Origin of the sequence: Candidatus Electronema sp. JM (genome assembly GCF_048287415.1) — a bacterium.
Classification (GTDB): Bacteria; Desulfobacterota; Desulfobulbia; order Desulfobulbales; family Desulfobulbaceae; genus Electronema.
In genome coordinates this window covers 20,104-32,760 of record NZ_JBLWEN010000033.1, presented here as the reverse complement: position 1 = coordinate 32,760, position 12,657 = coordinate 20,104, and the positions used below count along the sequence as shown (strand labels likewise).

Here is a 12,657-nt window from a genome sequence, read left to right as displayed (position 1 = left end):
GCGGGGCACGAGCCATGCCAGGATTGAAGGAAGTCAAAAACAAGATCGAGGGCGTGTCCAAAACCGCGCAGATCACCAAGGCGATGAACATGGTCGCCTCGGCCAAGCTGCGCGGGGCGCAGCAGCGGATGGAGGCCTTCCGGCCTTATGCGGCCAAATTCGCCGAAGCGATGCGCAAGCTCTCCGGCGGCGCAGGCAGCGGCCAGCCGCTGATGGCTGTCCGCGAGGTGCGTCATGTCGAGCTGATCATCATCACTTCAGACCGGGGCCTCTGCGGCAGCTTCAACGCCAACGTCATCAGCAAGGCGCAGAAGCTGATCGCGCAATACGAAAGCGAAAGCAAAAAGGTCACGCTGGTGACCGTGGGCAACAAGGCGACGCGGGCCTTCAAACGCTCCGGCAAAATCCGCCGCTCCTTCACGGACATCATGGGCACCTTCCAGATGTTCAACGCCCGCGAGATCGCTGAGGAGTCCGCAGAGCAGTTCCTCAGCAAGGCGGCGGATCAGGTCGAACTGGTCTATGCCCGCTTCAAGTCGCTCTCCGCGCAAGTGCCGATGCAGGAAACCCTGCTGCCGATCAAACCGGCTGAGAACGGGGCTGAGGAGAAGAATCCGACCGAATATTTGTTCGAGCCGTCGCCCGCCGAGATATTGGAGAACCTGCTGCCGCTGTATCTGAACGTGCAGGTTTTCCACGCCATGCTGGAGGTGGGCGCGGGCGAGCAGGCGGCGCGGATGACGGCGATGGACAACGCGACCACGGCCTGCGGCGACATGATCCGGGAGCTGAAGCAGCTCTACAACAAGGCCCGGCAGGCGGCCATCACCGGCGACCTGATGGACATTGTCGGCGGCGCGGAAGCCCTGAAAGGCTAAGAGACAGACGAATTCAGAGAGATTCTGGGAGACATAGAAATGGGCATAGGAAGAATCATCCAGGTGATCGGGCCTGTTGTTGACGTGGAATTCAAAGCAGCCGAGCTGCCCGCAATCATGAGCGCGCTGTTCGTGACCAATCCAGGTATTGACAATACCGAGGAAAATCTGGTCATTGAGGTGGCGCAGCATCTGGGCGACAACGTGGTGCGCTGCATCGCCATGGATCAGACCGACGGCTTGGTGCGGGGCATGGCCTGCCGCGACTCTGGTCAGCCGATTTCCATTCCGGTCGGCGCGCCTGCGCTGGGCCGGATCATGAACGTGGTGGGAAGGCCCGTGGACGGCCTCGGCGTGATTGACAAGAGCAAGACCATGCCGATCCACCGCGCCGCGCCGGAGTTCACCGAGCAGGACACCGAGGTGAACGTCCTCGAAACCGGCATCAAAGTGCTCGATCTGCTCGTGCCCTTCCCGCGTGGCGGCAAGATGGGCCTCTTCGGCGGCGCAGGCTGCGGCAAGACGGTCATCATGATGGAGATGGTCAACAATATCGCCATGCAGCACGGCGGCATCTCCGTCTTCTGCGGCGTGGGCGAGCGCACCCGCGAGGGCAACGACCTTTACATGGAGATGAAGGAGTCCGGTGTTCTCTCCAAGGCCGCGCTGGTCTATGGCCAGATGACCGAGCCGCCCGGAGCGCGCGCCCGCGTCGCCCTGACCGGTCTCACTGCCGCCGAGTATTTCCGCGACGAGGAAGGCCAGGACGTGCTCTTCTTCGTGGACAACATCTTCCGCTTCACCCAGGCCGGCGCGGAAGTTTCCGCTCTGCTGGGCCGCATTCCCTCAGCGGTAGGGTATCAGCCGACTTTGGCAACCGACCTCGGCACCTTGCAGGAGCGCATCACCTCGACCACCAAGGGTTCGATCACTGCTGTGCAGTGCGTCTATGTGCCTGCCGACGACCTGACTGATCCGGCTCCGGCCACCACCTTCGCCCATCTCGACGGCACGGTTGTTCTTTCCCGTCAAATCGCCGCGCTGGGCATTTATCCGGCGGTTGATCCTCTTGACTCCACCTCGCGCATCCTTGATCCCAACGTGGTCGGCGAGGAGCATTACCAGACCGCCCGCCGGGTGCAGGTGACTCTGCAAAAGTATAAAGAGCTGAAGGATATCATTGCCATCCTCGGCATGGAAGAATTGTCTGATGACGATCAGCGCTTAGTCGGTCGCGCCCGCAAGATTCAGCGTTTCCTGTCTCAGCCCTTCAATGTCGCCGAAGTCTTCACCGGCATGGACGGCAAATATGTGAAGGTTGAGGACACTGTGCGCGGCTTCAAGGAGATTCTTGACGGCAAGCATGATGATCTGCCGGAGGATGCCTTCTACATGGTCGGCACGATTGAAGAGGCGGTTGCAAAAGCGGCGGCGCAAGCTCAGGCGGCCTGATTTCAGACAGAGGTGACGAGCAATGGCACAGATTCATCTGGAAGTGGTGACACCTTCCGGCCCGGTGGTCAGCGAGGATGTGGATATCGTCACCGCGCCCGGCACGAACGGCGAATTCGGTGTGCTGGCCAATCATGCGCCGTTTTTGAGCACGGTGAAAACCGGTGTCCTCCATTACAAGAAGGACAAAGAGGTGAAATATCTGATGGTCAGCGGCGGTTTTGCTGAGGTCTCGGAGAACAGCGTCACCTTTTTGGTTGAGATCGCCGACTTTGGCAATGAGATTGACGTGCCCCGCGCCTTGCGGGCCAAGGAGCGGGCTGAAAAACGGCTGGCGCAGGGGCAGGCCCATGACGAAAAAGTCAGCCGCATCCGGGCGACAGCGGCTCTGGAGCGTTCGCTGGCCAGAATAGCGGCGGCGGAACGCTGCAAGCTGAACCGGCAGCAGTAACCACTTTGCCGGAAAAATGAGAGCGAAGAAGGGCCGCCCGCAGCGAGGGACGGCCCTTGTTTATTGAGCAAGAGTTCAAGCGAGGAAACCATGAACGTGGCTCTGCGTCCTGATGCTGTTCACAGCTATTTTGCCCCGCCAGAGCGGGCCAGCAACGATGCCCTTGCGGCGGAAATTGAGTTCGCAGGCAAGAACCCGGTCATTTCTGGCCTGCTCGCCGCTGTCGGCGGTCTGTTGGCCGTCTTGGACGAGCATCGGCAGATTGTCGCCTTGAATGATGAATTTCTTCAGCTGCTGAACATCGCTAATCCAGCTCAGGTGCTGGGGCTGCGTCCGGGCGAAGCCTTGCGCTGCGTTCATGCCCATAAGGAGCCGGGCGGCTGCGGCACTTCAAAGTTTTGCCCAAGCTGCGGCGCGGCCATCGCCATCATGAGCAGCTTGTCGCTGAATGAGCCGACAGAAAAGCTCTGCGCCTTTTCGACAGTCAACGACGACAAGGCAGCGGACGCAGCCCTGCTGATCCGCGCCAAACCGATAACCCTTGACGGGCGGCGGTTTCTCCTCCTCTTTATCCAAGATGTCACCAAAGAGCAGCGGCGGGCGGCCTTGGAGCGCACCTTTTTTCACGACATCAACGGGATGCTCGGCCTGCTCGCCGGGGCAGCGGAACTGATGGCCGAGGAAAGCAAATCGCCGCTCACCGACACAGTTCGGCGCACCTCCATGCGCTTGGCCAAAGAGGTCGCGGTGCACCGCTGCTTGCTGCACGATCAGGCTGCTGTCTGCGAGCCGACATGGAGCGATGTGCCGGTTGCTGACGTGCTGAACGAGCTGCGTTCTTTTTTTTCGATCTACGCCGCTGCCTATCAGAAAGAAATCGTTTTCCCGGCGCAAGCTCCGCCAATTGTCCTCCGCACTGACCTTTCCCTGCTTCTCCGCGTGCTCTGCAATATGATCACCAATGCCTTGGAAGCCTCGCGAGACGATTCTGAAGACGGCGTGAAGATATGGCTGGAGCACGGTCAAGGCAGGCTCATCTTTTGCGTCTGGAATGCGCAGGAGATTCCTCCAGAGACGGCCCAGCGGGTTTTTCAGCTCTACTTCAGCACCAAGGACGGAGATGGACGAGGAATTGGCAGCTATTCGATGAAATTAGTCGGTGAAAAACTGCTGCGCGGCACGGTCAGCTTCACCAGCAGCACAGAGGACGGCACCGTCTTCCGGTTTGCTGTGCCGACAACAACGGCAGCGCAGGCCGCTTAACCCTTCTGCCGCAGCCAAGCAACAAGCCGATCCAATCCCTCCTCGGTGGAGACCTGCTCTTGGCAGCCGAGCAAATCCGTCGCCCGCTGCTTGCTGAACCAGTGCGACATGGCTAACTGCTCGGCAAGGAAGCGGGTCATCTTCGGCTCGCGCTCAATCTTCAGGGCGGCATAAACCTGCTCCAGCAGCCAGCCGGCAGCCTTGGCCTTCTTCAAGCTGATTTGTTTCGTCACCGGCGGCACGTCCATCCGTGCAAACAGCCCGTTAATCCACGGCCAAAGCTGAACCGGCTCTTGTTGGCCGATGAAGAAGGCCTTGCCCGCCGCTGTGCCGCTGCGGTGCAAGTTCTCTGCCGCCAGCAGGTGCGCCTGAACCACGTTGTCAATGTAGGCGATGTCCACCCGGTTCTGGCCGTCACCGACGATGCGCAGACTGCCCTCGCGGCCACGGGCCAGCAGGCGGGGGATCAGGTTGGTGTCGCCCGGCCCCCAGACCAAATGCGGGCGGATGGCCGCTGTGCGCAGCCGCCCGTCATTGGCCTGCACGACCTCCTGCTCGGCAATGATCTTGGTGGCGGCATAATGGCAGAGCGGCTGGCGCGAATACGGCGCAGATTCGTCCGCTCCTTCCAAATCACGCCCGTCAAAGACCACTGAAGGCGTGGAAGTCTGCACCAGCACCGGCACCTTGTGTTCGCGGCAGGCGGCCAGCACGTTGCGCGTGCCAAGGACGTTGATGCCGTGATACTCGTCATAACTGCCCCAGATGCCTGCTTTGGCCGCAACATGAAACACTGTGCCGCAGCCTGCTGCAGCCCGGCTGACCGCTGCTGCATCACGGATATCGCCCTGCACGCAGACCGCTCCGACAGCCTCAGCGGCAGCAGAGCGGTTTCTGCAAAAAACGCGCACTGTCCGGCCTTGGCGGCGCAGCTCCCGCACCAAAGCCAGGCCGATGAAGCCGCCGCCGCCAGTGACTAAGATATCCTTCATGGCTTCTTCCTCGCCCGCATCAGCCGCCGCACATTCAGTTCCGTGAAGGCAATCAGGCCATGCGGGCGGAAGATCATGATCAGAATCAGCATCAAGGGAATGATGATCCACTTGAACAGCTCCAGCGGCTTGAGCATCTCACTGAGCAGGCTGATGCTGACCGCGCCGAGTATAGACCCAACAATTGAGTTCAGGCCGCCGAAATAGACCATCGCCAAGGTTTCCGCCAGACTCTGAAGGCCGAAGCTGCCAGGGTTGATGTAGCGGAGCACATGGGCGAAGAGGCCGCCTGCCACGCCCGCCCAAAATGCGCCGAACATAAAGGCGGTCATCTTGGTCTTGCGGGTGTTGACGCTCATCGAACTGGCTGCGGCCTCATTGTCGCGCACCGCATTCAAGGCCTTGCCCATGATTGAGGTGGTGAAGTTGTGGACGATCCAGATGCAAAGGCTGGTCCAGGCAAAGATCACCGGCAGCGAGGAGTAGTCTGGCTGACTGCTCAGACCACGCGGCCCGCCCAGGAACTCCATATTCTCAATCGCGCTCTTGACGATGAACATGAAGGCCAGAGAGATCACCGCAAGATAATCGCCACGGGTGCGGAAGGAAGGAATGGCCACTATCAGCGAGCCAAGCGCGGCGGCACATCCGGCTGCTACGAGAATGAAGGGAAACAGCCACGGGCCAAGCGCGGCGGGCAGCAGGGCTGCGCTGCCTGCAAAAAGGCGGAGGGTCAGGAAGGACGAGACGTAAGCCCCGATGGCCATAAAGCCCGGATGCGAACAGGAAAACTCGCCCTGCCAGCCGTTGATGATGTTCAGGCTGAGGGTGAGGATGACCGCAATCAAGGTGAGCTTGACCACCAGAATGCGGTAATCGCTGATGCCCGCCCAAAGGTGGAGTATGCCGTAGAAGGCGGCCAAGTGCAGCAGCGTGGCCAGCCAAGTTGGCAGCCGTTCCACCCCGGCGGCAAGGCGGTTCGTCAGCGGTGCGGAAAGACGGGCTGCCAGCAAAGTTGGCAGAATGTAAATCAGCAGGTCATAGCCGATCACGCTGGGAATGAGCTGCGGGCTTTTCAGCACAATCAGCGTGCCAAAGAGCACCGGTATCTTCGGCAGATAGAGATAATAGGAAATCGCATCGCCGAGGAAGTATTCCAGCAGCACCGCTGCAAAGGCACCAAGCAGCCAGCCAGAAAGGGGCACGGGGGAGAAGAGGTTCAGGAGTTTGCGGAGTGGGTGCATGAGAGTCCTATTTGGGCAGTGCCAATTTTTTATTCGTATGCTTATCCTCAAACTCAGAACTGTGCCAATGCTGGTGTAATTCCCTTTCAAGCCATTCTACCGTTTGAAGACAGGATTCATATGACTCAAGAAAATATTGAAGATCCACAGGCAGTGTATCCCCAGCTTGAACACGTGCGTGGGTGCCTGCCTTCCGAACATAGATGTCGTTCGCTTTTCCTCGATTGTGAATATAAATATCCCGCGAGGCTTTGATTTCAATATATTTATGAAACGCAGGACACTCTAAGAGGTTAACAGTAAATATCCCCTTAGCTGATTCAGCAAAATCTACAGACGACTTATAAAGCAGCTCATTCAAGAGGATGTCTGCCGCATGAAAGTGAATTTCTTCTATTGAAGAAGCATCGAGCACGGTTTGCATAGAGACGCTTCGCTTCGCCCCTAACTTTTGGGGGTGACGCATAACAACTACTCGTATTACATCACCTAACATAGCCTCCATTACAGTCACCATTTGCACAAGAAAGTTAACAGCCAACTGTTGAGACGCGAGAAATTCGTACCGTTTCAATAGTTCATCCTTGCTGTACTTCCGAGTGCTTTCAATCGCCGTCTTGTTTGGAAGGTAACCAACAGGAAAGGTGACTTCAATCTCTTCTTGTTCAGATGCCTGCATTGATTGCGCAGCGATGTCGAATGCGCCATAGGTTAGCTGTGCAAGCTCTGCATGGTCAAAAAGCGTGTATTTTGTCTCGTTAAGGATACGATTCAGTTTGTTGCCTATATTTTCAGTAGTCATCTATATATACCTCGAATGAAATCAATAACGAGCCTTACACTCTTCCGTTGCAATGGAATCAATGAGTTTCATGTATCATTCCCTCGCACTCCGAAAATATCGCCGCAATAATCCCCAGAATCTCTGGTAGCTGCCCCAACGAATAAGCATATGAGCGCAGATAGTGATTACTCGCGGCGTATCTGACTAATTCTCCGCTGAAAAATTCATAGCCTGAGTTGCGTGCTGTGCGCCATGCCGAAGAAGCCGCGTGGCCGGAAGGTGAGGATCACCAGAATAATTGTGTAGGCGATCAGGTCGCGGAAGGTGGACGGAAAGACCATCGCCGTGAAAATTTCAATCGCACCGAGCAGATACCCAGCCAAAGCCGCGCCCATGATTGAACCGCGCCCGCCAAGGATGGCGGCGACAAAGGCTTTCCAGCCGAGCAGCACGCCCATGTGCGGATCCAGCACCGGATAGGCTTGGCCGTAGAGGATGCCTGCCGTTGAAGCCAAGCCCGCGCCGATGGCGAAGGTCAGCGGAGCCAGCACATTGACCGGAATGCCCATCAGCGGCACGGCATGGAATTCATAGGACATCGCCCGCATCGCCATGCCCCATCTGCTTTTTTGGATGAAGGTGTGCAGCCCCAGCATGAGAATCAGCGAAACCGCGATGATCAGCACTTTGACATTGGTGACATACACGCCGCCAAGGTTCCACGTCTGCGGCTCAATCAAAGTTGGAAAGCTGAGACGCTTGGTGCCAAGCAGAATCAGGTTGCTGGTTTCGAGGATGATGCCGATCATCAGGCCGGTGATGGCGGCGGAAGCGCGGGGGGCATGACGCAAGGGCCGGTAGCCGACCACTTCCACCAGCACGCCGAGCCACGCTGCCAGAAACATCGTGATGGCCACTGTGAGGAGAAAGATCGCCCAGCCCGGCAGAAATGGCCCCAGCAAGGCCAGCAGCAGGGTGGCCACGCCGAAACCAATGTAGGTGCCGGTCATGAAAATGTCGCCGTGCGCGAAGTTGAAGAGCATCAGCACGCCGTAAACCATCGAGTAGCCGATGGAAATCACAGCGTAAAAGCTGCCCCACTGGAAGGCGTTGATCAGATTCTGGAGGAAGTATTCCATTGCAGGCACTAAGGAGACTGAGTTGAACGATGGAGCAGCAGATCAGCAAGGCATCCTGCCGTATTTGTCATCAAACCGGACGATGTCGTCTTCACCAAGATAGCTGCCGATTTGAATTTCGATCAGCTCCAGCGGAATCACGCCGGGATTTTCCAAACGATGCGTCACGCCCAGCGGAATGTAGGCGGATTCGTTTTCGCGGAGGAGAAAACTTTCCCCATCCTTTTCCACCTTGGCAATGCCGCGCACCACAATCCAGTGCTCATAGCGGTGGTGGTGCATCTGCAACGAGAGCTTGGCTCCGGGCGCGACAGTAATCCGCTTGATTTGAAAGCGTTCTTGAATTTCCAACGCCGTGTAGCTGCCCCAAGGCCGGTGCGCCGTGCGGTGGATGCGGAATTCCGTCCGCTCCGCCTGCTTCAGCGTGCTGACAATTTTTTTGATGTCCTGCGAGCGGTGCATCGGCGCGACCAGCACGGCATCCGCAGTTTCCACCACCAAGGTGTCGCGCAGGCCGACTGCGGCCACCAAGCGGTGTTCAGCCCGGATCAAGCAGTTCGTCACGTCCTCCAGGAGCACGTCGCCGCTGACCGCGTTGCCCTGCGCATCTTTTGCCGCGACCTCGTGCAGCGCGCTCCACGAGCCGATGTCGCTCCAGCCGAAATCCGCCTTGATCACAGCGGCGCAGGCGGTCTTTTCCATCAAAGCGTAGTCAATGGATTTGGCGGGTGACTGTTGCATCGCCGCTTCATCAAAACGGAAAAACACCTTGTCGCGGCGGCCCAGCTCCACGGCAGTTTCCATGCAGCGGAGAATTTCAGGGGCATACTGCCGCAGCTCGGCGAGCAGCAAATCTGCCGGAAAGACGAACATGCCGCTGTTCCAGAGATAGCCGCCATCCGCAAGATATTTCTTGGCGGTTTCGAGATCAGGCTTTTCCACAAAGGATTCGACCGCCTCGCCTTCGCCTTGACGAATGTAGCCGTAACCGGTTTCAGGCCGGTCTGGGACTATGCCGAACGTGGCGAGCCTGCCCTGCGCGGCCACGTTGCACGCCCTGCCGACAGCTTCGACAAACTCATCAGGTTTGGCGATAAGGTGGTCGGCAGGCAGGATGAGCAGCAGAACATCCTCCTGCGCCTCCCGGCGGGCGTGCAAGGCCGCGCCGCAGACCGCCGGAGCCGTGTCCTTGCCCAGCGGCTCCAGCAGCAGGCGGCAGTCCGGGAAGAGCTTCAGCTCCTCAACTTGGCCTCTGGTGAGAAAGCGGTGCTCTTCGCCGACCACAATCAGCGGCGGCAGAATGTCCGGCAGCAAGCTGACCCGGATCAGCGTGGTTTGCAGCAGAGACTGCCCGCCGGTCAGGCAGAGCAGTTGTTTGGGGTACAGTTCACGGGACAGGGGCCAAAGCCGGGTGCCGGTGCCGCCGGCGAGAATGACGGGCTGAATGCGCATGATATCCTGTTGATAGATGGGAGGCAGGCGGAACCGCCCAGACAGCCTTGGTTATAATAGCTGTTGACCGGAAAAACAACTTTTTTTATAATAGCGTGACAAGAACAACCGCGTCCTTCCCGTCGCTGATCCGCATCCATCCAATTCATTGAGCACAGCCTTTTCCCATGCAATGCAAACAGCTGCTCCGTCTGGTCAAGGAATGGCACTGCCATGTCAGACAGGAGACTATGGCCCCTGGCCGCATGATGCAGTTTGTGGACAATCATGTCAAAGAATGCGCCACCTGCCGCCACGACAGCGCATTGCCGCGTGAACTTGAAAAAATCCGCGAACATGTCATGCCAGAGCTGAAATATGCCAAAAATGGCCGGCCCGCGCAGGACTTGTTCACCCCGGACATCTTTCCGGCAGATGAGCCGGACACAGATTCGCCCGACGACATGCCGATGGACGGACTGTTCTGACCCCGCCTCAGTTCCGCCTGTCGGGAAAAAGGATTGACACGTTTCCCGGCTCATGCTTGAATAAAGTCAGGCACCTGCGCCGCTTTGCAGCGGCAGCTTCTTTTTTACTATTCTTTCAAGACCTTGTCTGACCACATGGCTGCCAAAGCAAAAAATCCGGTCTGGGCTTTTCTGGCCTCGGTGCAGCTTGCTCTGCTCCTCATAGGTTTGATCGCCTCCACCTCCATCATCGGCACAATCATCCAGCAGAACCAGCCTGCCGAGCACTACGTGGAAAAATGGGGAGAATCGCAGGCGAAGGTGATTCAGGCCCTCGACTTGGACACCATGTACAATTCAGTCTGGTTCATGTTTCTGCTCGGCGCATTCAGCCTGAATTTGACTATATGCAGCTTGGACCGCCTGCCCGGCGTGATCCGGCTGGTGCGCAAGGACAACTTGGAAACAGAGCCGGAACAGCTCCTGAAATTGAAACTGCAAAGCCGGGCGCAGGTTTCCGGCCCGGCAGCCGCAACGGCGGAGCAGGCCGCTGCATGGTTGGCCCGCAAGGGTTGGAAAACCGCCTCCCGCGCCAAGCAGGACGGCGTTCTTTTATTTGCCCAGAAAGGCGCATGGACCCGCTACGGTGTCTATGTGGTGCATATTTCTATTTTGATCATTTTGCTCGGCGCAGTTATCGGCTCGCCGATTGTGGCAAAAAAATTCCTCAAAAATCCGCAGTTCGCCTTCAAAGGCGGCGTGGTTCTGCCGGAACTGCGCGAAACAAGTCGTATTTTTGCTTTTGATGACGAAAGCGAAATTCCGCTTGGTTTCGCGGTGCGCTGCAATTTTTTCGACATCCATTTTTATGATAACGGGATGCCGAAAGATTACATCTCCAGCCTGACCGTGCTGGAGGATGGCAAAGAGGTATTGACGAAAACCATTGAGGTCAACAACCCTCTGATCTACAAAGGCATCACCTTCTACCAGTCCAGCTACAATGACCTGCGCAGTCCGATCATCCATCTGACTGAGCTGAATAGCGGCAAAAAGTTTGTTTTTCCGGTCAATCCGAAGCAATGGGACGAGACGCATAGCTGGAAAGACGAACGCGGCGGCCAAGGCATGATGCGCATTCAAGACGCGCAGCGCGTGCCTTCGCCAAGCGGCGAGGGCACGACTACAGAAATGCAGATATGGCTGATGGACTCGCAGGGGCCGCCTTCGATGTTTGGATTGAGCTATGGCAGGCCGATGATTGTTGAACGGCCCGGCACGAAATACGAGCTGACTATCGGCCCCCATTACGCCACCGGCCTGCAAGTTTCCAAGGATCCTGGTGTGTTGTGGGTGTACAGCGGCTGCGTCCTGATGCTGCTCGGCCTGTGCGCCGCTTTTTTCATGTCGCACCGCAAAATCTGGGTTTGGGTGCAGGAAAAAGATGGCCGCACTGTTGTCGTGTTCATCGGCCAAGCTAACAAAAACAGCCTTGGTTTTGAGAAAAAGTTCGCGGCCTTAACCGAAGGGTTCGGCAGCGGGCCGCAACCTATCCATTCTGTTCAAACCAACTGACCATCATGAACAGCTCGCAGCTTTTTGGCATCACGACCATCGCCTACCTGCTGTCCTCGGTTTTTTACATCGGCCTGCTGGTCTTCCGGCAGCGCAAAGCGGGGCAGATCGGCCTTGCTTTGGCCGTGCTTGGCATCCTCCTCCAGACCGCCGGGATGGGCCTGCGCTGGCAGGAGTCGTACAAAATGGGCATCGGCCATGCGCCGCTGACCAACATGTATGAATCGCTGCTCTTTTTTGCGTGGTGCGCGGCTCTGTTTCACGTCCTGCTGGAGCTGAAGTTCAAGCAGGCGGTGGTCGGTGCCTTTGTCATGCCGATTCCTTTTCTGACGCTGGCCTACACATCACTGAGCACCGCATTCAGCAAGGATATCAGCCCGCTGGTGCCAGCCCTGCAATCAAACTGGCTGATTGCCCATGTCATCACCTGTTTCATCGGCTACGGAGCCTTTGCGGTGGCCGCCGGGCTGGGAAAAATTTATTTGATCAAGCAGTTCGCGCAAAACCGCAAGTTCTCTGCTGACGGCCTGACCGGCAGCCTGCCTGAGCTGCGCGTGCTCGACGATCTGATTCATAAAACTATTATTTTTGGCTTCATGTGGTTGAGCGCAGGCATCATCACCGGCGCGGTTTGGGCGAACGAGGCGTGGGGCACGTACTGGAGCTGGGACCCCAAAGAAACGTGGTCCATCATCACGTGGTTCGTTTACGCCTTCACCCTGCACGCCCGCTTCACACGCGGCTGGAGCGGCGCCCGCATAGCTTGGCTGGCAGTGCTTGGCTTTATTTCCGTTGTTGTCACCTATTTCGGGGTCAATTTTTTCCTGTCAGGGCTGCACAGCTACGGCTCCAACTGAGCTGACCACAGGCTGCGGGCCGCCCGCAGCTTCAACCGGCACGGTTCCTTCCCTGCGTGGCCGCTTCCGGCCACGAGCCGAAATCAGTTGACACAGACCCCTCGCAGAGTATATTCAGAAGATA

At 57.7% G+C, this 12,657-nt stretch carries 12 protein-coding genes; 7 read left to right on the top strand and 5 right to left on the bottom strand.

Annotated elements, in window-relative coordinates:
• The first annotated feature begins 14 nt into the window (after positions 1-14).
• The 4 genes from atpG to ACNKH6_RS06740 all read left to right on the top strand — a co-directional run bounded on the left by atpG (position 15) and on the right by ACNKH6_RS06740 (position 4,044).
• The gene (gene atpG / locus ACNKH6_RS06755; protein WP_417914788.1) at positions 15-878 is read left to right on the top strand and encodes an ATP synthase F1 subunit gamma; all 864 of its coding nucleotides are present in this window, start codon (positions 15-17) and stop codon (positions 876-878) included.
• A 39-nt stretch (positions 879-917) separates the two neighbouring features.
• A complete protein-coding gene (gene atpD / locus ACNKH6_RS06750) occupies positions 918-2,330 on the top strand; it encodes a F0F1 ATP synthase subunit beta (protein WP_417914787.1) in 1,413 nt (470 codons plus the stop codon).
• A 22-nt stretch (positions 2,331-2,352) separates the two neighbouring features.
• Positions 2,353-2,781, top strand: a complete 429-nt coding sequence (locus tag ACNKH6_RS06745) for a F0F1 ATP synthase subunit epsilon (RefSeq protein ID WP_417914786.1) — start codon at positions 2,353-2,355, stop codon at positions 2,779-2,781.
• 90 nt (positions 2,782-2,871) lie between these two features.
• Positions 2,872-4,044, top strand: a complete 1,173-nt coding sequence (locus ACNKH6_RS06740) for a sensor histidine kinase (protein WP_417914785.1) — start codon at positions 2,872-2,874, stop codon at positions 4,042-4,044.
• Here the strand turns inward: ACNKH6_RS06740 and ACNKH6_RS06735 are convergent.
• The 5 genes from ACNKH6_RS06735 to ACNKH6_RS06715 form a co-directional block, all read right to left on the bottom strand.
• Positions 4,041-5,036: an NAD-dependent epimerase/dehydratase family protein gene (locus ACNKH6_RS06735; protein WP_417914784.1), complete on the bottom strand. Its 996-nt coding sequence runs from the start codon at positions 5,034-5,036 to the stop codon at positions 4,041-4,043. The two genes, ACNKH6_RS06740 and ACNKH6_RS06735, sit on opposite strands and share 4 nt — an antisense overlap.
• Positions 5,033-6,280 carry a branched-chain amino acid ABC transporter permease gene (locus ACNKH6_RS06730; RefSeq protein WP_417914783.1) on the bottom strand — a complete coding sequence of 416 codons (1,248 nt, stop codon included), beginning with the start codon at positions 6,278-6,280 and terminating at the stop codon, positions 5,033-5,035. Before ACNKH6_RS06730 ends, ACNKH6_RS06735 begins: the two co-directional genes overlap by 4 nt.
• Positions 6,281-6,287: 7 nt before the next feature.
• On the bottom strand, positions 6,288-7,082 hold the full coding sequence (locus ACNKH6_RS06725; protein WP_417914782.1) for a hypothetical protein: 795 nt from the start codon (positions 7,080-7,082) through the stop codon (positions 6,288-6,290).
• Between the two features lie 206 nt (positions 7,083-7,288).
• Complete coding sequence (locus tag ACNKH6_RS06720; RefSeq protein ID WP_417914781.1) at positions 7,289-8,203, bottom strand: branched-chain amino acid ABC transporter permease; 915 nt, start codon at positions 8,201-8,203, stop codon at positions 7,289-7,291.
• Between the two features lie 42 nt (positions 8,204-8,245).
• Entirely contained in the window at positions 8,246-9,655 is a 1,410-nt protein-coding gene (locus tag ACNKH6_RS06715) for a mannose-1-phosphate guanylyltransferase/mannose-6-phosphate isomerase (protein ID WP_417914780.1), read from the bottom strand.
• A 167-nt stretch (positions 9,656-9,822) separates the two neighbouring features.
• Here ACNKH6_RS06715 and ACNKH6_RS06710 point away from each other — a divergent pair, with 167 nt between their 5' ends.
• The 3 genes from ACNKH6_RS06710 (at position 9,823) to ccsB (ending at position 12,533) form a co-directional block, all read left to right on the top strand.
• Positions 9,823-10,122, top strand: a complete 300-nt coding sequence (locus ACNKH6_RS06710; protein WP_417914779.1) for a hypothetical protein — start codon at positions 9,823-9,825, stop codon at positions 10,120-10,122.
• A gap of 135 nt (positions 10,123-10,257) precedes the next feature.
• On the top strand, positions 10,258-11,676 hold the full coding sequence (locus ACNKH6_RS06705; protein WP_417914778.1) for a cytochrome c biogenesis protein ResB: 1,419 nt from the start codon (positions 10,258-10,260) through the stop codon (positions 11,674-11,676).
• Between the two features lie 5 nt (positions 11,677-11,681).
• On the top strand, positions 11,682-12,533 hold the full coding sequence (gene ccsB / locus ACNKH6_RS06700; protein WP_417914777.1) for a c-type cytochrome biogenesis protein CcsB: 852 nt from the start codon (positions 11,682-11,684) through the stop codon (positions 12,531-12,533).
• The last annotated feature ends 124 nt before the right edge of the window (positions 12,534-12,657 follow it).